Annotated in this window: 20 protein-coding genes and 1 rRNA gene; 5 read left to right on the top strand and 16 right to left on the bottom strand. The window is 41.9% G+C overall.

What is annotated here, in order from left to right; translation table 11 throughout:
- Window position 1: 1 nt before the first annotated feature.
- The 4 genes from CH373_RS13050 to CH373_RS13035 are packed head-to-tail and all read left to right on the top strand — an operon-like array spanning window position 2 to window position 4,466.
- Entirely contained in the window at window positions 2-1,006 is a 1,005-nt protein-coding gene (locus tag CH373_RS13050; protein WP_100713623.1) for an LIC_10202 family protein, read from the top strand.
- Window positions 1,003-2,109: a glycosyltransferase gene (locus CH373_RS13045; protein WP_100713624.1), complete on the top strand. Its 1,107-nt coding sequence runs from the start codon at window positions 1,003-1,005 to the stop codon at window positions 2,107-2,109. Before CH373_RS13050 ends, CH373_RS13045 begins: the two co-directional genes overlap by 4 nt.
- 1 nt (window position 2,110) lies before the next feature.
- Window positions 2,111-3,178 (top strand): glycosyltransferase family 4 protein, encoded by a 1,068-nt coding sequence (locus CH373_RS13040; protein WP_100713625.1) that lies wholly within the window; start codon window positions 2,111-2,113, stop codon window positions 3,176-3,178.
- Entirely contained in the window at window positions 3,162-4,466 is a 1,305-nt protein-coding gene (locus CH373_RS13035; RefSeq protein ID WP_100713626.1) for a glycosyltransferase family 4 protein, read from the top strand. Before CH373_RS13040 ends, CH373_RS13035 begins: the two co-directional genes overlap by 17 nt.
- 10 nt (window positions 4,467-4,476) lie before the next feature.
- Here the strand turns inward: CH373_RS13035 and CH373_RS13030 are convergent, their stop codons facing one another.
- The 3 genes from CH373_RS13030 to CH373_RS13020 all read right to left on the bottom strand — a co-directional run bounded on the left by CH373_RS13030 (window position 4,477) and on the right by CH373_RS13020 (window position 6,752).
- Complete coding sequence (locus CH373_RS13030) at window positions 4,477-5,295, bottom strand: inositol monophosphatase family protein (protein ID WP_100713627.1); 819 nt, start codon at window positions 5,293-5,295, stop codon at window positions 4,477-4,479.
- Window positions 5,296-5,373: 78 nt separating this feature from the next.
- On the bottom strand, window positions 5,374-5,703 hold the full coding sequence (locus tag CH373_RS13025) for a YkvA family protein (protein ID WP_100713628.1): 330 nt from the start codon (window positions 5,701-5,703) through the stop codon (window positions 5,374-5,376).
- Window positions 5,704-5,813: 110 nt separating this feature from the next.
- Entirely contained in the window at window positions 5,814-6,752 is a 939-nt protein-coding gene (locus tag CH373_RS13020) for an RluA family pseudouridine synthase (protein ID WP_100713629.1), read from the bottom strand.
- Between the two features lie 140 nt (window positions 6,753-6,892).
- On the opposite strand from CH373_RS13020, the gene loa22 reads away from it, so the two are divergent.
- On the top strand, window positions 6,893-7,591 hold the full coding sequence (loa22, locus tag CH373_RS13015) for an OmpA family outer membrane lipoprotein Loa22 (protein ID WP_100713630.1): 699 nt from the start codon (window positions 6,893-6,895) through the stop codon (window positions 7,589-7,591).
- Window positions 7,592-7,693: 102 nt separating this feature from the next.
- On the opposite strand, the gene fumC is transcribed toward loa22, so the two are convergent.
- The 13 genes from fumC to CH373_RS12950 form a co-directional block, all read right to left on the bottom strand.
- Window positions 7,694-9,088 (bottom strand): class II fumarate hydratase, encoded by a 1,395-nt coding sequence (fumC, locus tag CH373_RS13010; protein ID WP_100734100.1) that lies wholly within the window; start codon window positions 9,086-9,088, stop codon window positions 7,694-7,696.
- Window positions 9,089-9,146: 58 nt separating this feature from the next.
- Entirely contained in the window at window positions 9,147-11,246 is a 2,100-nt protein-coding gene (locus CH373_RS13005) for a hypothetical protein (RefSeq protein ID WP_100713632.1), read from the bottom strand.
- Between the two features lie 136 nt (window positions 11,247-11,382).
- Window positions 11,383-12,645: a malic enzyme-like NAD(P)-binding protein gene (locus CH373_RS13000; protein WP_100713633.1), complete on the bottom strand. Its 1,263-nt coding sequence runs from the start codon at window positions 12,643-12,645 to the stop codon at window positions 11,383-11,385.
- Between the two features lie 48 nt (window positions 12,646-12,693).
- Window positions 12,694-14,070 carry a tRNA uridine-5-carboxymethylaminomethyl(34) synthesis GTPase MnmE gene (mnmE, locus tag CH373_RS12995; RefSeq protein ID WP_100713634.1) on the bottom strand — a complete coding sequence of 459 codons (1,377 nt, stop codon included), beginning with the start codon at window positions 14,068-14,070 and terminating at the stop codon, window positions 12,694-12,696.
- Window positions 14,071-14,077: 7 nt separating this feature from the next.
- The gene (gene jag / locus CH373_RS12990; protein WP_100713635.1) at window positions 14,078-14,788 is read right to left on the bottom strand and encodes an RNA-binding cell elongation regulator Jag/EloR; all 711 of its coding nucleotides are present in this window, start codon (window positions 14,786-14,788) and stop codon (window positions 14,078-14,080) included.
- A 23-nt stretch (window positions 14,789-14,811) separates the two neighbouring features.
- The gene (yidC, locus tag CH373_RS12985) at window positions 14,812-16,659 is read right to left on the bottom strand and encodes a membrane protein insertase YidC (RefSeq protein ID WP_100713636.1); all 1,848 of its coding nucleotides are present in this window, start codon (window positions 16,657-16,659) and stop codon (window positions 14,812-14,814) included.
- 2 nt (window positions 16,660-16,661) lie between these two features.
- Window positions 16,662-16,889, bottom strand: a complete 228-nt coding sequence (gene yidD, locus CH373_RS12980; RefSeq protein ID WP_100713637.1) for a membrane protein insertion efficiency factor YidD — start codon at window positions 16,887-16,889, stop codon at window positions 16,662-16,664.
- On the bottom strand, window positions 16,886-17,206 hold the full coding sequence (rnpA, locus tag CH373_RS12975; RefSeq protein ID WP_100713638.1) for a ribonuclease P protein component: 321 nt from the start codon (window positions 17,204-17,206) through the stop codon (window positions 16,886-16,888). Before rnpA ends, yidD begins: the two co-directional genes overlap by 4 nt.
- A 7-nt stretch (window positions 17,207-17,213) precedes the next feature.
- Complete coding sequence (gene rpmH / locus CH373_RS12970) at window positions 17,214-17,375, bottom strand: 50S ribosomal protein L34 (protein WP_100713639.1); 162 nt, start codon at window positions 17,373-17,375, stop codon at window positions 17,214-17,216.
- Window positions 17,376-17,521: 146 nt separating this feature from the next.
- A 5S ribosomal RNA gene (rrf, locus tag CH373_RS12965) occupies window positions 17,522-17,638 on the bottom strand.
- A 72-nt stretch (window positions 17,639-17,710) separates the two neighbouring features.
- Window positions 17,711-18,997 carry a hypothetical protein gene (locus tag CH373_RS12960; RefSeq protein ID WP_100713640.1) on the bottom strand — a complete coding sequence of 429 codons (1,287 nt, stop codon included), beginning with the start codon at window positions 18,995-18,997 and terminating at the stop codon, window positions 17,711-17,713.
- A gap of 7 nt (window positions 18,998-19,004) precedes the next feature.
- Window positions 19,005-19,838 (bottom strand): Fpg/Nei family DNA glycosylase, encoded by an 834-nt coding sequence (locus CH373_RS12955; RefSeq protein WP_100713641.1) that lies wholly within the window; start codon window positions 19,836-19,838, stop codon window positions 19,005-19,007.
- A 149-nt stretch (window positions 19,839-19,987) separates the two neighbouring features.
- Complete coding sequence (locus tag CH373_RS12950; protein WP_100713642.1) at window positions 19,988-22,330, bottom strand: hypothetical protein; 2,343 nt, start codon at window positions 22,328-22,330, stop codon at window positions 19,988-19,990.
- Window positions 22,331-22,338: the final 8 nt, after the last annotated feature.

Here is a 22,338-nt window from a genome sequence, read left to right as displayed (position 1 = left end):
CATGGAAGAAAGATCAGCCGATATCATTGAAATTCGAGACACTTCCGTAAATGTACGTGAACTTATGGAAGAGATCGAGTCGCGTCTTTCTAGGCGACCGGTCTCTAAAGAAGAGCTGGAGAAATTAGCCAGGTGGAAGTTTTCTCCAGAATCTCCGGAAGGATATCGAGAGTTCGACGCCGCCGAAACCGCCCACCTTTTCGAAAAAGGAATTGCTCCTCCGAAGTTTACCAACCCTAAGTTTAGATTCGTACGGGGACCCATTCGATGGCTCTTTGTGAGCTTAGTTGAATTCTACTCTTTCTTAGATAAGAAACTTTCGGAAAACAGGACACGCGCATTCTACAGTGTTCTTAATGAACTAATTTTGCTTCGTGGAGATCACGAAAAACTAAAACGAAAATTCGAGAGATTTTATAATGAATTCGTGGAGCTAAATTATTCTCTGCGAAGAGATATCAAGCCCGACTTTTTATGGTCCACGGAATTTCTTTATGAAGAAGATTCTCTGGAAGAAAGTGAAGGAATGATTCTGTCCAGACTTGCTCCAAGTGATTCAATCTTGGTTTTGCATCCTGAATGGGGAAAATTCTTGAAACATTTGCTCAGGTCCCAAATCGAATTTCGTTGTGTGACTTGGAACCCGAATCAGTTTAAGTTTATCCAGGATCAAATCACTCATTCGGTAGAACTATCGACTTTCGAAGAATTGGTGCCGCAACCTCCCCTTCCATCGAAGATAGTTGTTCCTTCAAATCTATGTCTATTACCGAACTGGATTCTCGAAAAATTATTCAGAACTCTGGCTCAAAAAACGCAAACCGGCACCGAGTTCTTCTTTAGATATTCGAATTATTCGAATCGATATGCGTCTCCATTTCAGCCAGTTTTGCTTTCTCAAGTGACTGAATCTTCCTTAAAGGAATTTCTCCGAAGATTAGGTTTTAAGAATATTATAGAAGCGAAAGCTGGAGATGGTTTTTCCGTACTTAGCTTCCGAAAATGAAAGTATTCCAACATATTACTGAATTCCGAGACTTGGACGGAATCGGAAATGATATCAAAGGAATTCGAGATGTACTAACTTCCATCAATGTAGATTCGGAAGTAGTAACTCTAAAAAACTTCAGCTCGGAACCGGGGGAAATTAGAACCATAGGACAGCCCGGTTGGGAAGAAGGTTTTTCCTCCAACTCCGTTCACATACTACAGTACGGAGGAGCAGGATATCCTTTAGATACTTTTATAGATTTGCCTGGCAGAAAGTTTGTTCGTTTCCAAAACGTAACCCCTGCGCGTTTTTTTAGACCCTTTGTAAGCGAAGATGTATATCGTTCGTTCGAGTTTTCTTCCAAGTTGTCCGTATTAGAATTGCACAAACTACGTAGATACGTAGAGACTTTCATATCTAGTTCGAAATATTCGGCATCCAATTTAGAAGATTTGAATATTACGAATTATAGAGTTCTTCCGATCGTAAAAAAATATACTTGGTCCGAAAATCGAGGCAAAAAGAAAAATCGATTTACTATAGGATATGTCGGAAGAATTTCCCCGAATAAAAAAATTGAAGATCTACTATTGCTTTTGTATTTTTTAAAGAGGATCAATATCAAATATAGAGCCTTAATTTGTGGAACAATTCCAGGAATATTTGAAAATTACTTTTCTGTGTTAAAGCGAATGGCATGGGATCTTGGACTAGGTGAAAGTCTTCAGTTTCGAATTGGTCCGACGGAAAAAGAGATAGAAAGATTCTGGGAAGAAATGGACGCATATGTTAGCATGAGCGAACACGAAGGATTCGGAATCCCATTAGTCGAAGCATTAGCTAGAGACATCCCTGTTTTTGCTTATTCTTGCACTGCAGTCGCCGAAACTCTGAAAGGTGCAGGATTTCTGTTTCAAAGGAAGGATATTCAATCGATTCAAAAGCTCGCAGAATGGATCCATATCATCCTGGAAACAGAAGGCTCGGGAAAACCTCTTCCGGGAGAACATCAGAGCTCAAAAAGAAAACATGCGGTGGATGAATACAATACCATTCCTTTCGGTAGATTTTTTAAGCAAATTTTAATGAAAAACGAACCTGGAATTTTGCAGAACTGAAATGTCAAAACCTACCATACACCAATTTTCTGCGGGGTTCAATTTGGGAGATGCAATTTCGAACGAGATGCTCGCTCTCAAATCTGTTTTTCGAAATTTAGGTTACGCTTCTGAAATTTATGCGGAAAACACAGGGCCTGGAACAGGAACACTCGTAAAGAAATACAAATCGTTTCACTCAAAAAGTAGGGATATAGTTTTTTATCATCATTCTATTCATTCCGGAGTACTCGAAACCGTAACCAAATGCAAAAATTATAAAATACTCGTATATCACAATGTAACTCCTTACAGATTTTTCGATCGATATGATTTAAAACTAACATATCTGCTCAGAAGAGGCCGCGAAGAATTAGAAACACTTAGAGACTCATTCGACTATGTATTTGCGGTTTCGGAATACAATCGAAGCGAGCTAAAAAGCATCGGATACGAAAACGTAGGAATTCTTCCGATTACCTATCAAATCCCGACCTTAAAAGACAACGATACGAAGGTTGAGAAAAAAGAACCTAAATCCGGGCCTTGTTTTTTATTCGTAGGTAGAATTACTCCGAATAAAAAACAGGATGATTTGATCCGATTTGCCTATTACTATCTCAAAACTTTCGGGCCAAACTTTCAGTTATTTATCGTCGGATTTAGCTCAAAAGAACTTTACCTGTACAGAGAAGAACTCGAGAGAATGTTAGATTTTTATAATTTACGTAAAAATGTAATCATTACTGATTTTTTACCCGAGGAAAAACTACAGGAGATGTACAAAAATAGCGATCTTTTTTTGTCGATGAGCGAACACGAAGGCTTTTGCGTTCCATTATTAGAAGCAATGGTACACGGAGTTCCTGTCATGGCCTACGATGCTGGAGCGGTCAGAGAAACTCTTTCTGGCGCCGGGATACTTTTCAAAGAAAAGAAAATGCAAGTGCTCGTTGAGCTTGCGAACCAAATTGCAACAGATCAGAATTTAAAAAAGAAGATTCTTCTGTCCCAAGGAGAACGCATTCAAAATTTTTCAAGTATTCAACCAGAAACGATCTTGAGGCCAATTCTTGCTGAACTCACGTAGAAGACTTGCCATCGTAACTCCGATCTTTTCCGACCGAGTTTCGGGTGGATCAGAAAGGTTAATTTATCTGTACTCGTTGTTACTCTCTAAGCATTACGAAGTCACTGTACTATCTACGAGATCCTTAGACTATCTCACATGGAAAAACCAGATTCCGGTCAAAGAATTATCGCTGGTACAATTGGGTCCAGATACTGAGAAGAGAATTTCTTCGGAGTGGATGCAGATGTCCGAGGAAGATAAAATCCGTGTTCTTCGATTTTCCGTTGAGAAAGAACGAAACATAAAAGAATTCAATAAATTTTCCGAGAAACTCTTTCGGCAAGAAGGGCCTCGCTCATTATTCGGCAAATCCGGACAGATAATCAAATCGGAAGAACAGGAGGGCAAATGGATAGAAATGCAAGGGCCGTACTGTCCGGATCTTATCAGCTATATAGAAACCAACGAACGGGATTATGATCTTTTTATCTTCGTTTCTTATCTTTATTTTCCGATGGTGTACGGACTTCCTTTGGTATCAAGAAAATCAGTGGTGATACCAACCCTTCACGACGAACCTCCAGCAAAATTGAGCATTTATAAAAAGATCTTTAAGGATGATTCAGCCTATTGCTTTAATACACCGGAAGAAAGGGAATTGTTCGAAAAGATTTTCGGATTTACCCCGAGTCTGGAAGCTGTAATCGGCATGCATTTGTCTTCGGACATCGGCATTTCGAAAGTTAACAAACAGATTGATTCTACATTACGCTTTCTATATGTAGGAAGAATCGACGAAGGCAAGGGTGTTATGCAACTTGCAGAATTCTTTGCTAACTGGCAGAAAAAATCAGCAAGAAACGATCAACTTTTGATCGCAGGCAAAGGTGATGAAAAGCTCTTGCAACGCTTGGGAAAATATAAGGGAGTCAAGCCGATCGGCTTTCTGGAAGAAAGCGAAAAAATCAGACAAATCCTAAATGCAGATGTTTTGATTAATCCTTCTCCTATGGAAAGTTTCTCCATCATTTTAATGGAAGCATGGATACGCGAAGTGCCCGTTTTGGTAAACGGTAGATCGGACGTTTTAAAGGGTCACTGCTTAAGGAGCAACGGCGGCCTTTACTATAGTGACCAAGAGAGTTTCAGCGCGGTCGCTGAGTATTTAGCGACACACCCGTATGAAAGATTCGAAATGGGCTCGAATGGGCGAAAATATGTAGAAGCAAATTTCAACTCATTGACCGTCGAGAAAAAGCTTACAAACATTTTGGAGAGGTGCATCCGAAGAAAATACTCGGAATAATCTGAAAATATTAAGAAATCTGAATGAATTCTTCTAATACATCAATCATCTTTGTGTGAATCTGGCCGTTCGAAGCGATCAAAGTCGTCACATATGGATGGAAAAAATTTCCTGCGTATGTGGTTAATTTTCCTCCGGCTTCCTGAAGAATCGCTGCGGCTGCTGTCATGTCCCAAGGTTTTAAATTCTCTTCCCAGAACCCATCGAACTTTCCCTCGGCCACCCAACAAATATCCACTCCGGCTGAGCCGGTCCGTCTCACACCTCTAGCTCTCAACAAGAACTTTCGCAAATTGGAAACTAATCGATCAATCCTTTCCTCCCGATCATAAGGGAATCCGGTGCAAAGGAGTGAACTTTTCAAATCTGAAGTTTTCGAAACAAAAATCCGCTTCTTATCTATGTAGGCACCTTCTCCTAACATTGCGTGATAAATGCTGCCGAACGCTGGGAGAGGAACAATTCCCATAACTGCAGTTTTCTTTTCGATATCTTCCAATCCGATGCAACAGCAATACAAAGGAATTCGGTGAGAGTAATTTACGGTTCCATCCAAGGGATCTACGATCCATCGAAACCGGCTAGTTCCTTCGAATACAGAACCTTCTTCGCCTAAAATATGATCAGCCGGAAAGGCTCTGCGAATCTCTTGCACAATCAACTCTTCGGAACCTTTGTCCGCTTTTGTAACCAGATCCGATTCTATCTCGCCTTTATGAGAAATTTCTAAATCAGATTCTTCGTGGGTCTTTACTAAGAATTCCATGATTTTCGGAGAGAAGTTAAGAAAGTGCTCGTACCGGATTTTAAGTTCGTTTTGATAACTCATATAGCGTTACTTGCATCAAACTATTCTCAGCTAAGTTACGTAAAGGAAGTAAATATAGAAATATTCTAGATTTGAATTCTATTGGGAAGATCCGAGGAACTCCTGCGCTTTTTTGCGGTGTTCCTCAGTCACGTAAGTAGAAGCCGTCTTTAGTACGGCTGCCACGACTGCAGCGTCGTCAAAGTAACCCGCGCCGATCAAAATATCCGGAATTACATCCCATGGTGATAAAAAATAGGCAAGCGCGCCTGCTATCGTCAATTTTGCGGTTAATGGAGTACCTGAGTCCAGCATAGCATAGTAAAGCGCAATCGCGTCCGGCAAAAATGGAACCTTGCCTGCCACTTTCTTTACTTTTGGCCAAAAGCCTTTCTTTACTTGCTCGATTTTATCTTCTTCTGAATCCAAGACTCACCTGCAAAGTCACGAAACAATTCATACAACAATCGAAACTTGTTTTCGTAGCTATTAGTAAGACGATTTACCAGTATCATTTTTCAAAAAAGGAAGCTACTTTCTTAGAATTTATCGATCCCAGTTTCGAATTTTTGGAACCTTTCTGGAAGAGGAAGAGTTACAGACACATTTTCTCCCGTAAAAGGATCTTGGAAGGAAAGATGGTAGGAGAGTAACATCAGGCCAAAAGACATAAACAACTGCGCATTTTTGGAGTACAATAGATCGCCAACGATAGGAGCTTTTTGGCTTTGAAAATGCACACGAATCTGATGAGTTCTTCCTGTTTCTAAGGTGGCTTCTACTAAGGAAAATTTTCGACCGGATTTTGAGCTTACCGTCTTTAGAATTTTATAAAGTGTTCTGGAAGGTCTTCCCTTAGGCGAAATTGTCATTTTCAATCTCTCATTGGGATGGCGCGCTATCGGTAAATCGATCACACCTTCGCCCTCAGGCAAAGATCCCTGAACCCAGGCCAAATATTTTTTGACAATATTTCTACTTCGGAATAATTCACCAAGCTTGGAGTGCGCAAAATCGTTCTTCGCGATAATCATCAATCCTTCAGTTGGTTTATCTAATCTGTGTACGATGCCGGGTCTTGCCTCACCTCCGAGTTGGGACAATTCTTTAAACCTGTAAAGTAATCCGTTCACTAAAGAGACCGATCGATCTCCGGGTCCACTATGAGAAGCGATTCCGGGAGGTTTTCGAATAATCAAATACTCCGGGCTTTCCTTTAAGACCTCTAAATCCATGCGAATCGGTTCCAGGTTCAGAGGAGGTTTGGGTGGAATCTGAATGAGAAAAACTTCCCCGAGTTGCACCTTGTAGGAGGATTTATTTATTTCCAAACCTTCGGCAGTCCTGACACATAGATCATCGATCCATTTTTGAACGGAGGATCTGGAGATTTCATCACCTAATGCTGATTTTAGGAATCGATCGATTCTCTCGCCGACCCATTCCTCTCCGACTGTCGCTGTCAGTTCTAAACTCATAACTTACGCCTTTTCCAGGTATATGACGGGTTTTCTACACATGCCCAAGTTGTAAAAAAGATTTCCCATTTTCCGAGAAGCAGTATAGTCTGGATAAATTCATCGAATTAACCCTGACCATCAAAGGAAGGAAATACAACATGGTTAAAAAGTTTCTCAACCTCCTGCTTGTCGGTGCAACGGCGTTTTCTCTTGCTTTTTGCTCTTCAGCGGAAACCAAAGAAGAAGCGGCTCCTGTACCCCAGAACCAATCTCAACAGCAATCCGGGGAACAAACATCTGCATCTTCAAGAAGTGTTGATCTAAATTCTCCAGAGGGTATCGCAGATACTTATAACGAGAAGATTAAGGACTTCCGTTATCCGGACGGTATCACTCGTCCAGGATTCAGTTACAAAAAAGCTGATGTTAGTGCAGGCGATTTTAGCGAGTGGGCCAAAGTCAATGTTGGAGTGATCAAAGAAGCATTAGGAAAACTTCCTGATAATTGGGCACTCGAAATTACCGGACATACTGACCAAGTAGGACCGGAAGAAGCAGAAGGAAATAAAAAAGGAAACGTCTTTTACGGAGAGATTCGCGCGAAAGCTGTGAAACAATCACTTGTAAAACAAGGAGTTCCTGCAAATCGCATTACTACAAAGAGTGCTGGATCTTCTACTCCTGTAAGCGGACTCGATGCAAAGGATCCGAAAAACCGCAGAGTAACTTTCAAATTTGCTGTCAAACCAGCTGAAGAAAGTGCTCCTCCTCCATCTTCTGAACAGCCGCCAGCTCCGTCTTCTGAGCAACCTGCTCCTTCATCCGAGCAGCCTTCAACTCCACCGGCTCAACCTTAAGATTTTTTCTTCAATTGATTGAAGAAGGGCGATCGAATCGATCGCCCTTTTTATTTCAAGAGACTACTTTTTCAAGAAGCCCCTTTTTCGGAGATTCGTCTTTTAATCTGCGCTTGGAGAAATCATTTTCTCCGGTCTGACCCATTGATCAAACTGCTCAGAGTTTAATATTCCGAGTTCGATTCCTGATTCTTTTAAGCTGCTTCCTTTTTTGTGAGCGTTCTTAGCGATTTTTGCAGCGTTATCATAACCGATATGAGGATTCAACGCAGTAACCAGCATTAAACTGTTCTTTAGATGCTCGTTGATCTTTTCCTGATTCGGAGTGATCCCTCTGGCACAATGCTCTTCAAACGAAACCGCAGAGTCCGCGAGCAATCGAATCGAATTTAAGACGTTGTGAATAATCAAAGGCTTAAAAACGTTCAGTTCAAAATTACCCGAAGCCCCCCCGATATTTACCGCGACATCATTCGCAAGCACTTGCGCGGAAACCATCGTCATTTGCTCTGACTGAGTCGGATTCACTTTGCCTGGCATAATTGAAGAGCCTGGTTCATTTTCCGGAATCGAGATCTCACCAATTCCGCAACGAGGACCAGAAGATAGCCATCGAACATCATTTGCGATTTTCATAAAGGATGCCGCAATTGTTTTTAGAACTCCGTGAACCTCCACGAGTGAATCGTGAGCTGCAAGAGATTCGAACTTATTTTCGGCAGAAATAAACGGTAGCCCGGTCTCCTGTGCTATCTGCGCCGCGGCTTTCACTGCAAATTCCGGGTGAGTGTTCAGTCCGGTTCCTACAGCAGTTCCACCCAAAGCGAGTCGATAAACGGAAGGTAGTGCAGCTTTCACTCGATCTATATTATATTCCAATTGTTTAACGTAACCGGAAAACTCTTGGCCAAGAGTAAGAGGAGTAGCATCCTGCAAGTGAGTCCTTCCGATTTTAATAATGTCTTTGAATTCGGAAGCTTTTTTAGCCAAGGCGTCTTTCAACTGCTCCAGTGCAGGTAACAATTTATGCTTGAGCTGTTCCGCTGCTGCAATGTGCATCGCAGTTGGAAAAGTATCATTTGAAGATTGTGCCTTGTTCACATCGTCATTCGGATGGATGGGCTTCTTGGAACCTTTAGTTCCTCCGGAAATTTCAATCGCGCGATTCGAAATTACCTCGTTGGCATTCATGTTCGTTTGAGTACCGGAACCGGTTTGCCAAACGCTCAAAGGAAAGTGTTCGTCTAATTTTCCGGAAATCACTTCGTCTGCCGCTTGGATTATCAATTTGACTTTTTCTTCCGTTAGCAAACCTAACTTTACGTTTACAATTGCCGCCGATTTTTTCAAAACTCCGAGTGCACGTATCATTTCCCTAGGGAATCGGTCGTTGCCAATGTGAAAATGATGCAAAGACCTCTCGGTTTGAGCGCCCCAATATTTCGAATCGTCAACTTGAATTTCTCCCATTGAATCTGTTTCGATCCTGGTCTTCATTGACCCTCCATTTCGTGTATAAAAAGTATTTTTAGGCGGGAGTTCTAACTGTAGGAGTTCATTCGTCGCGGAACTTACGTAGAGTTTCCGCCAATGCTGCAAATTCCGGTTTTTTTGCCGTGACGTTTTCCAGATATTCCAGCGTAGATTCCAGCCAAGCGGTATCGGATTCAAGTTCCTTCCGAATAAAGACATGTCTTACGGAATTCATGGAGCGAATCTCGATATATCTTCGCTTCTGGTCATAGTACATAAGGTCTCCAACTTTGTCTTTTCCGAATTCCGGTGAAGATGTCGCGTTCACGACTTCGTCGACCCAAATAAGCCCATTGTTCCTACGATCCACATAATCGATTGCCTTTTGTATTTTGGCCGGAATGAGCATCTGCTTTTCCTTAGGCCCCAAAAGTACACCAAGAGATTTTTTCTTTTTAGGAGCTTCCGTACTTTCTTTGGGCGCAGAGACTTGCGTCTCTTTTGAGGAAGTTCTCTGACTCGAGCTTTCCTCTACCGGTTCAAAATCCTTTTTTTGGCCAGCTGAGATTTTTATTCCGAATAACGAAAGTATCCATTCTATTAGCTTAACAACAAATGATTTAGAATCCTGCTCTGCTTTGAGTCTGAGCCTTTCTACCTCTTTTTCCCATTCGCTTATTACTTTTGATAAGCGAATCTGCTCGGCGATGATACCTTCCGGGTCCACACCTTCGACTACTTCTCTCAAAAATGCGTAAATCCCTTTGGGCTGCCCATTTTTTCGGATTAGATTGTGAATCGAAGTCCTTCTTTCTTTTTCATTGATAAAAGCAGGGACAACATTTTCGACCGCTAGCACTACAAGTCCGGGAGAGTTGCCTGTTGTTTTTTCTCTCTTCAAGAAATCGGTCCTTGCTCGGACCTTTTCCAAGATCTGTTCAAACAACTCGGATTTTGGTAAGCCCGCCTTTTGCAGAATACCGTCTTTTAATTTGATAGAAGAAGGTTCGATTACAAGGGGCTCTTTGCTTTCGCGGATTTTGAGAATGACCTGATTCGTGGCAATGTTCGCGATGGACTCTCTTCTCAAATTGGAGAGAGATTTCATAGAGTTAATCAGAACTTCGTATGCTTGCAGAAAGTAATCCGCACCTTCCCAGGTTTTGCTAGAAGTAAAGGCCGGGTGCCTAGTAAGCTCCTCCAAATATTCGGAACCCTGGTCCATTCCTAAGGGTTGAATCCAAGAGGCTTGCTCTGACGGAAGTAAGACCTGAAGAGTTCGCCTTGCAATATTCGTATAAAGCTCTGCGATTATTTCAAACTCCGTGAGAGACTCATCGGAAGCTAGATCCTTTTCATTCGAAAGGTCTCCGACTAATTCGTCCAAAGACGGTTGCACCAAATGACTATCCGGATTCAGACGGAGTAAAGGAGGTCTGCCTCCTCGCTTTTCTAAAGCCAGGATCACTTCTGGATCCGATTTTATCTGCCCCATAAAATCCAAAATCTCAGTAGGCCTTTTAGTCAAAATCGAAATGATAGAAGCGAGGGCTTCCTCAGATAATTTAAAATTTCTTAATAGAAAAGACTCTACTGATATTGTACGGAGATTTCTGAGCGATTGAGGCAGAGTTTTGGAATCCATGATATCGAGCGGATTTCCTTTTTCGTCGAAATTCAGGTACTGCTTCAATACCCAATCTCTAAGCTCGCCGGTGGACCTGCGATCGTTTAAAGTCTGATCTCTCCTATTCAAATATTGCAAAAATGCAGCTACGCTTTGTGCAATACATGCGGATTTAATTTTCTGAATTTGATCCGCCCGCCTCGAAGCAGGACGAATTACCACATTCGCAATCCCTAACTCTACAGTTTCTTCGGTATGATAAAGATATTGGTAATTAATAAACCCGTTCTTTTCTTCGAAGTATTTCAGATCCGTTTGTTTTAGAAATTGGAGTTGCTCCGTTTTAATGAGCGCAAAAGGAGAATAGTTAAAAAGGAAAAAGTTTTCGGCACCCTTTTCGATCAGATCTAGATCTCTGAGAGCTTTTGGATTGGTCTGTAATAATAGATTCCTGAGCTCTTCCTCAGGAATTAAATCCACTCGGTCAGCAGGAACAACTCCAAAATCCATAGATGGGTTCGGAGGTGATTTTGGAGTGTTTTCCGCTTCGGGCATTCTGATCTTCCCTTCTTGCTTTGCTTCCAGATCTTAGAGCTTGTCTAACAGAACTATTTTCGGAAAGGTCTGCCCAATTTCTTAAGCATCGCATTTTTGGAGCAGAGTCCTTTCCAAAAGAACCCGAGTCTTTTAATTAGGTTCTCATTAATCCTTCCAAAAAGGCTGTATAGAGCTCTCTTCCAGGATATGGCTTTCTTGCAGTTCCACTTTGTACCGCGGCTTCTGCAACAGCCGGTGCCACATGGAATAATACTCTTTGGTCGAATGGTTTGGGAATAATATATTCTGGTCCAAAAGAGAATTTTTCTCCACCATAGGCGAGACTCACCGCTTCCGGAACCTCGAGCCTAGCTAGTTCCGCCAAAGCTCTCGCAGCGGCCAACTTCATTTCGAGAGTAATATGTCTTGCTCTGACGTCCAAAGCGCCCCGAAAGATGAAGGGGAACCCGAGGACATTATTCACCTGATTTGGATTATCACTTCTTCCGGTTCCCATAATGATATCTGACCTTACAGATTTGGCTACTGCGTAGGGGATTTCCGGATCAGGATTTGCGAGTGCAAAAATAATGGGATTCTTTGCCATCGAAAGAACCATTTCTGAATCGATCATATTTGCAACAGACACACCTACAAAAACATCGGCGTCCTGCATCACGTCTCTTAAGGTCCGAGCAGCAGTAGACTGAGCATATCTTTTCTTGATATCATTTATGTCAGTCCTATCCGAGTGAATCACACCTTTTGTATCGACAAGGAAAATATGCTCTTTACGAATCCCGATATGCTGCACGAGCTCTGCGATCGCTATCCCGGCTGCACCGGCACCGCAAATCACTAACTTTACGTCCGCTGGCCGCTTTCCATTCAGCTCGAATGCATTCAGTAAACCCGCAACAGTTATGATTGCAGTACCGTGCTGGTCATCATGAAAGACCGGAATATTCATCCGTTCGATCAATTGTTCTTCAATGTAAAAACTTTCGGGAGCCTTAATGTCTTCTAAGTTTATTCCACCAAAAGTGGGCTCTAATAATTTAACTGCGCGGACGAACTCTTCCGGATCCTTTGCGTCGATCTCAATATCGAATACATCGATTCCGGCAAACTTTTTAAATAGTACAGCTTTTCCTTCCATGACCGGCTTTCCGGCTAAGGGTCCGATATCTCCTAAACCCAGGATTGCAGTTCCGTTTGTAATAATCCCGACCAAATTCCCGCGATTTGTGTATTCGTAGACTAAATCGGCATTCTCTTTTATTTCTAAGCAGGGATAAGCCACTCCAGGTGAGTATGCAAGAGAAAGGTCAAAGGAATCCCTTGTAGGTTTTGTGGGGACAACCTGAATTTTTCCTTTCGGATGCAACGAGTGGTATTCGAGTGATTTTTCTCTCATAACTATTAAGCCAATGTTTCGCGGAACGGGCCTAGATTCTATCCTATTTCATTTACCAACGCAGAACTTGCTGAATATCCTACCTAGAATTTCTTCCGTGTCGACTCTTCCATTGACTTCTCCGATTTCCGTAAGCGCCGAGTCGATTTCCTTGATATAAATTTCTGCTGGGGCCCTATCTTCCATCAGACGAATACATTGCTCTAGACTGTTAACAATGGTCGTAAAATGATAACGATTCCTTTCTTCTAGGATGACATAATCTTCGGAACTCTCTAAGCTTATCAGTTTTTCCGAAATTTTTTGAATTAGATTTTCTATTCCCTGCTTAGTCTTGCAAGACACCTCGCAGATAACTGTCCCGGGTAAGTTTAGATTCAAAATTTTTTCAGGAATCCAAGACGAATCCGCGATATCGATTTTATTTGCAGCGACGACCGCACCTTCTAATTTAGAGCGATTTTCTTCTCCAAAGATTTTCCAGTCAGTTTTTGCGGAAACGTCGATTACGAAGACTCGAACATCCGCCGAGGAAAATTCCTTTTCGCTCCTTTCGATTCCAAGCTTCTCGATCGTGTCAGAAGTCTTTCTGATTCCTGCTGTATCTGTTAATCGAATCGGGACCCCTTCCAGAAGGAACTCCTCGCTCACATAGTCTCTGGTTGTGCCAGGAATATCTGAAATAATGGATCGGTCTTTTCCCAGAATTAGATTCATCAGACTGGACTTTCCGGTATTCGGCTCTCCGTAGAGAACCACTCTGCTTTTCTCCAAAAGTATTTCTGCTTGCCTTGACCTTTTCAAAAGAGAGTCGCATATTTCTATGATTTTTAGAATTCGAAGTTTTCTTTGCTCAAAAGATTCATAGGTCAAATCTTCGGTAGAAAAATCGATTTCTGCTTCGCACTCGGCCTTTAGAGAAATCAACTGGCTACGCAAATTAGAAGCTAACCTTGAAATTTCTCCAAAGACGTTTTTTTGTGCGAGCTCTAGTTCAAATCTGGATCTTGCGCCGATTAGTCTTCCGACCGATTCTGCCTCGCTTAAATCCAGCTTTCCATTCAAAAAAGCTCTCTTTGTGAATTCTCCTTGTTTGGCAGGTCTCGCTCCGGTTCGAATGAATATTTCGATCGCTTCGCGTAACAAAATCGGATTCCCGTGCATATGGATCTCGCAGAGATCTTCTCCGGTATAGGAATTCGGTCCTGCGAAATACAAGAAAAGAACCTGATCCATTTTTCTTGGACCATCTTGAAACTCGCAGGTATAAGCGAATCTCGGTTTTATATTATGAAGTTCTAATTTATTTCCGTTTTGGAATAGATGTTTGGTGGAGATTGATAGAGCCTCCGGTCCGGAAATCCTGAGAATTCCGATCGCACCTGCACCGGAGGCTGTGGATATAGCTGTTATCGTGTCAAACACGTTCGAATCAGTAGTCGTTCACTTCCTCGAGTATGTCTCCGTTCGGACTCTTCTCGACCATATCTTTGTATTTGTGACGATCCTTCATGGGAATGATTCTTACTTTTTTGTAAGTACCGTTTCCTTCGGACCGTGTGAATACTTTCTCGTTTTCTTGAAGAGCCATGTGAACGATCCTTCTTTCAAAGGGATTCATAGGTTCTAAAAGCTTGGATTTACCAGATTTAGCCACAGAAGCCGCGACCGATTTGCTTAAGCGAACAAGAGATAGTTCTCGCTTGTCGCGATAAGATTCAGTATCGATCACGATTTTACGGCCGTGGCGAATCTTGCTGTCTACCATCAGATTCACCAAAAACTGGATCGCGTCCAAAGTCGCGCCCCGCTTCCCGATGATCAGTCCGGATTCTTTGCTTGATACTTCGATGTAGATTTTGCCGTCTACGTCGCCCATTCCTACCACTTCCGCTTCGATTCCCATCTTGCGGAGTAAAGTGATCGTTACTCCGTGGATGATCTTTTCCGCAGGAAGATCGTTGTTGAGTACAAAAGCTCGTACGACCGCAGGCTTTTTCTGAGTGAGCCCAAGAAACCCGGATTTACCGGATTCCACAGTCTCAAAGCGCACGTCACCCGGCTCTAGTCTAAGTGTTGTTAATGTTGTTTCTTCGGCTTCGGCTTTTGTCTTACCTTCCGCCTCGAAGATGTAGTTTTCCATATCGTATTCCTCGATATATGAGTTCAGGCCTTTACAGGCGTAGCATTCTTTTTCAAATGATTCGTAATCCACTGCTGTCCAATCGAAAGAAGATTAAAGATCGTCCAGTATAGTGTTACTCCGGATGGCATGCTCCAGAAAATGAAGATCATCATGATTGGCATTACATAAAGCATTACTTTTTGATTCGGATCCGAAGGAACCGAAGTCATTCTCGCGGATAAGAACTGAGTTCCTACCATCAAGAGAGCCAACAGATTCAGAGAGAATCCGGTTTGAGTCAAGAAAGGAATTGCTGGCGAAGTCCAAATAGAATCCGGTTCGCTCAAGTCGCCGATCCACAAAAAGGGAGATTTCCACAGATCGATTGTATCCGAAAAAGCGGTGTATAACGCTAGAAAAACTGGAATTTGTATAAACATCGGCAAACATCCGCCCAACTGCGAAAGCGGGTTCATGTTATGCTTTTTATAAAGCTCCATCAGTTTCTCTTGTCGTTTATTGGGATCTTTCGCGAATCTCTCGTTGATTTTCTTAATCTCTGGAGAAAGCTCCTGCATCCTTTTCATGGTCTCCGCTTGCTTTTGATTGAGCGGATAGAATGCCAGTTTGAACAGAAGCGCAAAAAGTATAATTGCAAATCCATAGTTCGGAACTGCATAATCATGGATCTTCTTCAAGAACCATACAATCCCGTTCCTTAGAGGAGTAGTGATCCCTTGGTTGAATGATTTATTCAAATCAGTACTCATACCTGCAAAAGGAGACTGAGGATTCTTAACCGGATCTAACTTTGAGTCTCGGAATAACATTCCGTCCCACTCGCGAATTCCGACGTAGTTCGCAAAATCGAGCACAAACGCTTTTCCTGGTTCCAGGATAATATTTCCGTAAGACAAGATCACTCCGGTATCGTTTTTCACTCGGTTGTCCAAGAGGACACCTTCTGCCGGATGATTCAGAGTATCCGCAACTGCGATAAAATACCTACTACCTGTACCGGCAAAATCCACACCTTCGCTGCCTCCCCAAATCGGTTTGAATCTATCGTCCCCACCAGGAACTCCGGTAAAATAATTTCCGATCCTTTCGAAAAATCCCCAGGCAGGTCCTCCATCAACGGAGTCACTCAAACTTCCATCGATTCTGTAGACTCTAAAGAATTTGCTCAATTCTTGGTCGTTTAAATCTCTACCTCTTGGAATCGGACCTATACTACCGTAGGTTCTTAAGTAGGCTGGATTTGTGCGATCGGCAAAAGTAATCGATTCCCTGCTAGTGTTTGTAAGAGAGATTTCAGTTTTGAAGTAATTTTCTCCGGGGAAGAAAATATAAGTCTTTTTCAGCAGTAACTTTCCATTCGGACTCACTGCAGAAAAACTATACGAGTTCGTTTTTTTATCTTCAATAACCGAAAAGTTCAGGTTATTCCATTCTGAAAGAGCCAATGACTCTTTGCTTTGAGCAAAGTTAAAGTCAAAGCCTTTGTTTCTAGAAAGTTCAACTGCATCAAACTTTTCGCCATCGATATCGATAACTTCGTATTCCCCTCGAACGAGGACTACTTCCTTACCTTCCGCATCTTTGTAATTCTTAGCGTAGAATTTTTCGATCCTTGCTCCTAAGCTTGAAAGTATTACAATATGTGAATGTGTTTTTACGGTGATCTTTTTTACATCTTTAGAGCTTACTTTAGGTGAAGTAGGCGCCAACACCGGTGGAGTTTTGACTGGCTCCGGCTTTACGACCTCTTTCTTTTCGGTTTCTGCTTTTTTTGGAGGAGGTGGTGGTGCAAAAAAGTAGTTTACTAAAGCGAAAACTAGAACGCTAAGCATTAGCGCGAGAAAAAGTCTATTTTGTTTTTCTTCCATTCCTATTTCCTTCTAGGGTTAGGGGGTAAAGGATCTTCGCCTGCGGCAAAAAAGGGATTACATCTCAAAATTCTTTTCGTAGTTAAAAACGCAGCTTCAAAAAAGCCGTATTCTCCGAAAGCCTGCATTGCGTATTCGGAACAACTAGGCGAATACCTGCAAGCCGGAGGAAAAGCCGGTGAAATCCACTTCTTATAGAAAGCGATAATTTTAATTGCGATTTGATTCATCGAACTTTGGCCAAAAGAGAACCCAGACAGGAAAGAAGTTCGGGATAGCCTATTTCCAAAAGTTTTGGTTTCGCAAGAATTGCCAAATCAAAGCCTTGGTTCATTTCAGGTTCAAGGTCCGAGATTGCGGCTCTGAGTCTTCTCTTGATCCTGTTTCTATGCACAGCTAAACGTACACTCCGTTCGGGGCAGTACAAGTAGCGATTTTGATCCGATCCGTTTTCTTTAAAAACTAGGGTAATTGGGAAAGTTGAAACCCTTCTTCCGGTTTGAAAAAGTTCTCGGATGTCCTTCCTAGATGTAAGTGTCTCTTTGATATTTCTATTAGTACTTTCTACCGATCTTTTCGTCGGAAACAGTCAGCTTATACCGACCCTTTTTCCTTCTGCGGGAGAGAGTCTTTCTGCCACCGGGAGTCGCCATTCTGGCGCGAAATCCGTGAGTACGGGCACGTTTAATCCGGCTGGGTTGATACGTTCTTCTCATATAGATCCCTGCGTAATATCTACGATTGCAATATGTGACCTGGGGAAGTTCCCCTCAGGTAAATTTTTCCCCTAGAATTCGGGAGTCAACCCGTTTCCCCAAGTTCTTTCAGATAGATCGGAGTAAGGTAGGGGGGAAAAAAGAAAACCCGGCGACGTCCTACTCTCCCACACAGCGAACCATGCAGTACCATCAGCGATGAGAGGCTTAACTTCCGTGTTCGGGATGGGAACGGGTGTGACCCTCTCTCTATAATCACCGAGAATCTTGTGGTCAATTTGTGGGTACCCTGTCCCTAGTCAACCATATTTCATGCAAAACGAACAGATTTCAGGTTATTGCAAATCGTTAAAGTCGATGCGTTCCTCATCCAAATTCAAGTGAGCCTGAATTGCGGATTCCGCGGCCACTAAATCGGAATATCCCGGAGAATTAGGTACCCACGGCATTAGGTGCCAAATTCCGATTAATTCCGAATCACCGCGGAGCGTAAAACTTTGGATAGGAAATGCTTGTAGATTGAACAAATAGGCGAGTACACCGATCGACTTGCGTTCCGTTCCCTTTAAAGCAATAGTTAGCGCATCTTGATCCAGAACCAAGCGGCTAACACGAATATGTCGAATGGACTGCTTCGGAAAAAATCTTTCTAAAGCAAGTAGATAAGACAAAAGCGGAATTCCGGTCGCATAACGAATTTTTAAACCGGTAGAATCCGCGTATAATTCCAATTTTTTTGTGAGCGAGAAGAGTATGCTCACAATTAGAATTCCCAAAAAGAAGATAGAAAATGGGACAAAAAACACCAAGGCAATATAGGCCGATTCGGAAAGTATCTGATGCGCAATGAACAACCAAGCACCGAAAAAAATTCCGAAGAACAATACAACGATTAGCTTGTCACGGATTGACTTGGGATTCATGACTTCGACTCTGGTTCCCTGTTCCGATCTTTCGATTTTTAGAAATCTAGAAGCCGGAGCTTCAAAAGGGAAGGAAGCTCCGCTGGCCTGTTTTTCTATCGTTGGATCTGAAGATTTGAATTCGGATGGATCGTACAAATTTTCGCCGGCATCGTTCTTGATCGGCAAAGGAAAAGCAGATCGGAACATTTGCATCGTTTCTGGTATATTGGCTGGATCGGAAAAACTCTCCAGTAAAAAGAACGACCCATCATTTCGAAGTAAATACAAATCAAAGTACTTTCTGGAGCCGGATCCGCTTGTGCTGGAAACACCTTTGAGTTCGGATCTTTTTTTAATGATGTAGCAAATGGCCTGTGAAAGATCCCAGCTTGTATCTGGTTTTTCAGTTTCCTTAATTCGCATCAAGCTAGAAGATGCATCGATTTCTAGTGTTCTAATTACGGATTTACTCTTATTGTAAGTAGAAATAGTAGTCGCGATAATCACGAACAAACTACTTAAGAAAAACAAAACGAAGATCGTAGTGTAAGACTCAGAAGCATCCGAAGATGCGAATAAAAATAAGAATCCTACGAGAATAAAAACCACTAGGAAAAATTGAATGACTAACAATAAACAGCCGGAAAAAGTTCCGGTTGCATAAGGATTCTTTGAAGTTTTTTTTAGAGTTCCTGACTCAAGCTTCCAATCTGACATGGCAACCTCAACTCATCTTTCCCCAATCCAAAAACTGCCCACCCGCCATCACCTGACATTTCGGACAAAAGAAGGAATCATAACCTAGGACATTGGCTCTTCGTATTGTGGTTCCACACCGAGGACAAGGTTCGTTTTTCCTATTTCTTACTTTTACGTGATCTCTGACCTTCACTTCTAGGGGAGCATTTTTCCTTCTTATATAATCGATAGATTCCGAAAGAACCTTTTTGATACTTTCGTAAAGTCTGGATTTGTCTTCTTGGCTTAACTTATTACAGGGAGTTTTAGGGTGAATTTGAGCTTCAAAGAGTACTTCGTCTGCATAAGCGTTTCCTAAAGCACTTAGCTTGGTTTGGTCCATCAGAAACACTCGAGTCTGCTGTCTCGTTTTTCCGATTAAGCTCAAGAATTCTTTTTCTGTGAAATCTTCAGAAAGTAAATTCACTCCTTGGTCGTTAAACTTAGGGATTTGTTTTAGGCTTTCAGAATCCCCAAAATAGACCTTGCCCATTTTCATATCGTCTATATAATTCAAAGTCAATCCATCGAATTGAAATCGAATGCATAAATCCTTTTTCTTATATTGCGGATTTAATGAAAATTTTCCGACGAGCATGCAGTGGATTACGATATGTTTGTCCCCAAACTCAAAATGCAAAAAAGGGCCGACTCTTTCTAAATTCTTAAAGGGAGCCCCCTTATAATTATTTTCAATTTCGATTCCATTTAAATTTCGAACTACCAGCGGTTCTAAAATTTCAATCGATTCGATTGTATGATTCTCTAATTCGGGAATCAATCTCTCTCGAATGACTACTAGATCAGGCAACTCTGGCATGGCTAAATTAAATTTTTGGTAAGGAACGAGTCAAGGAATTGTAAATAGAGAGGGATTTTATCCAGTGGAAAGTTTTCGTTCAAATCTGCGGTAATCAGAGCAAAATTGCAACTGTTAGAGATTCGGAGTCCTGATTTGAGAATCGAAATCTATTTCCTTTTTCTACTGGGAAGATATTTATAATATTCCACTTCGATGGTATTAATTAGAAAAGTATAATATTTTACCAGTTTTTTATCGTACTTTTTCTTTTGCACCTCGTTTCGCAAGAACTCACTAATCTGGTCTCGAATCAGAGGTGCCTTTAAATCGGCATGACTTAGAATGATCGAATTTGGCATTCCGGGAGGAACAATATCGTCCGGAATCGCGATCATAGCTGAGTTTTGTAGTAGGGCGTATTCTACAGTGGAAGCAACTTTATCGTCATCCGCTTCGGAACTTAGCTGACTTACACTTTGTCGAATGTTCTCCAAATTCTCCCAGATCTTTTTGCGCAGAGATTTTGAATCGTGAATCTTGTCTTGGATCTTTGTAAATCGACTAGGAAAAACAAAGCGACCCGCGCCCTTGGCGATCAGGCTCACTTTCTTTTCCTTTGCGGATTCTACTTTTCCAAAATGTTCGTCCTCGCTTCCAGAATCATCGGAATCGTAATCTCCGCCAGATCCAGAATAAGATGAACCCATTCCTAAAAGACCAGCACTTACACCTGACTTTGCTCCATTTTCAGTCAGGATCAGATCGCTTTTTTCTTTGTCCCTGAACCATAAAGCAAGAAGCACTGAAATGATGATAGAAACAGGTATTCCGACGAATATAATTCCGACCGTGTTAAAATGAACCGAAGCGATTAAAAAGAAAACCATAGTTGCGACGAAACCTAGCAAACCCATGGACAAATTTACTTTCTTTGCGATAGCTTCAGATTTCTGTCTATGCTCTACTTCTTGTTCCATTAAGAAAGAGTCTTGTTGTAACTTTACAATATGATCTGCTTTCAACTTGGAATTTAAATCCGGATGTCTTGATTTATTGAGATTTGCATTAATCTCTTTTGCTATATTCAAATCCCTCTCGAGCATGGGATTGATTCTGGCATCGGAAGTTAGCTTGTGTATAACCGCCGCCATATAGCTCGGATCTACCGAGAATACTTCGGTGCTTCCATTCGGATTCGTAATTTCTTTGAGTCCGAATTTTTGGCTGAGTCCATCAACGAGTTCTCTGGAATACAGAGTAATTTTATCCTGGTCCGTGATCCCAATTGCTTCTAATCTTTTACTCGGACTAAATTTATAAAGTGTCAGTCTATTTTGCGTATGCTCCGAAATCTGAGTCTGAATCCGATGTTTCAGACTTTTGAAAGCGTTCTCGGTTTTCCTCTCCGCAAGATTTGCTTTTTCTTGGATTAGCTTTTGCAAAATCTTGATCGAAAGACGACAAGTCTCGCCTATCCTTTTTCCCAGATCGTCTTTTTCACGATCAAACGGATAGTCTTCGATCAACTGAATCAAAGCAGAAACTTTTTCGCTGTTTTGCTTTTTGCCTGCCTCTGCCAATCCGTGAACAGATTCGAATTCTTGAATCTTAGATAAATACAAATTATAGCCGGCTCTCTGGGAAAGCTGCTTTAGATAGGTAAGAGCGAATATTTCTAATCCGGCAGCTTGGGCACGATAATGAGCGATGATCTCCGGTTGGTGTTCATAGGATCCATCCGGATTCAATTTTAGATCATCGATAATTACATGATAGTCAGGAAGTATTTCCGTAACTGCTTCTTTTGATTTTGCATAATTGGTAAAATCAGTCAGAAAGTCGTTCATCGGAATGTATGAAAAAGGTTGAAAGCCACGTTTTAGAAGACCGGCCATTTCCGAATCAAGAGAAGCCAACTTTGGATACAGCCAAATTTGTCCCGATTTGTTTTTATGAAGTACGATTGCTCCCGGATTCTCTTCGTCCAAGGTTCTTGGTTTTTGCGCTCTATTGTTGAGAATCAGATCGATCGTTTCTTCCGAAAATTCGAAGCAAGCTCTTCGAAACGGCGTCACATCCGTTTTAGCTTCCTTTTGAGGAGAAGCGAGTGCGATCTTGGCCATCACCTTATTTCCATTTCTTACTAAGAACGGATATAAATAGGCAGATTTATTTTGACCTCTTTTATCGAAATCTACGATTTGCTTAAGAGCGATGTCGACAGAAGACGGGGACTTGGCTTGCTCACTAAGATTTCGGTACTTGTTGAGCAAATCACTGAGCTTATCGAGTGTAAGTAGATAAGAAGGGTGAAAGCTTTTTGAACCGTGGTTTTCTGTCTTCTTATGCCAGTCTCTTAATTCGTCTAGAATGCATCTTGCGGTTGTGGAAATTCCTACCGCTCCATTGTTGAGAAAGATATAATCCGGCTGAAGGGACTGAATATCGGGCCCCTTAGACTGGCTAGATGATAACTCCTCAAAGGAGACCTCTTGTTCCAAAGCTTCCATCAACGCAC

Origin of the sequence: Leptospira perolatii, assembly GCF_002811875.1 — a bacterium.
Classification (GTDB): Bacteria; Spirochaetota; Leptospiria; order Leptospirales; family Leptospiraceae; genus Leptospira_B; species Leptospira_B perolatii.
The sequence above is the reverse complement of the archived record's forward strand: the minus strand, read 5'-3'. Positions and strand labels throughout refer to the sequence as shown.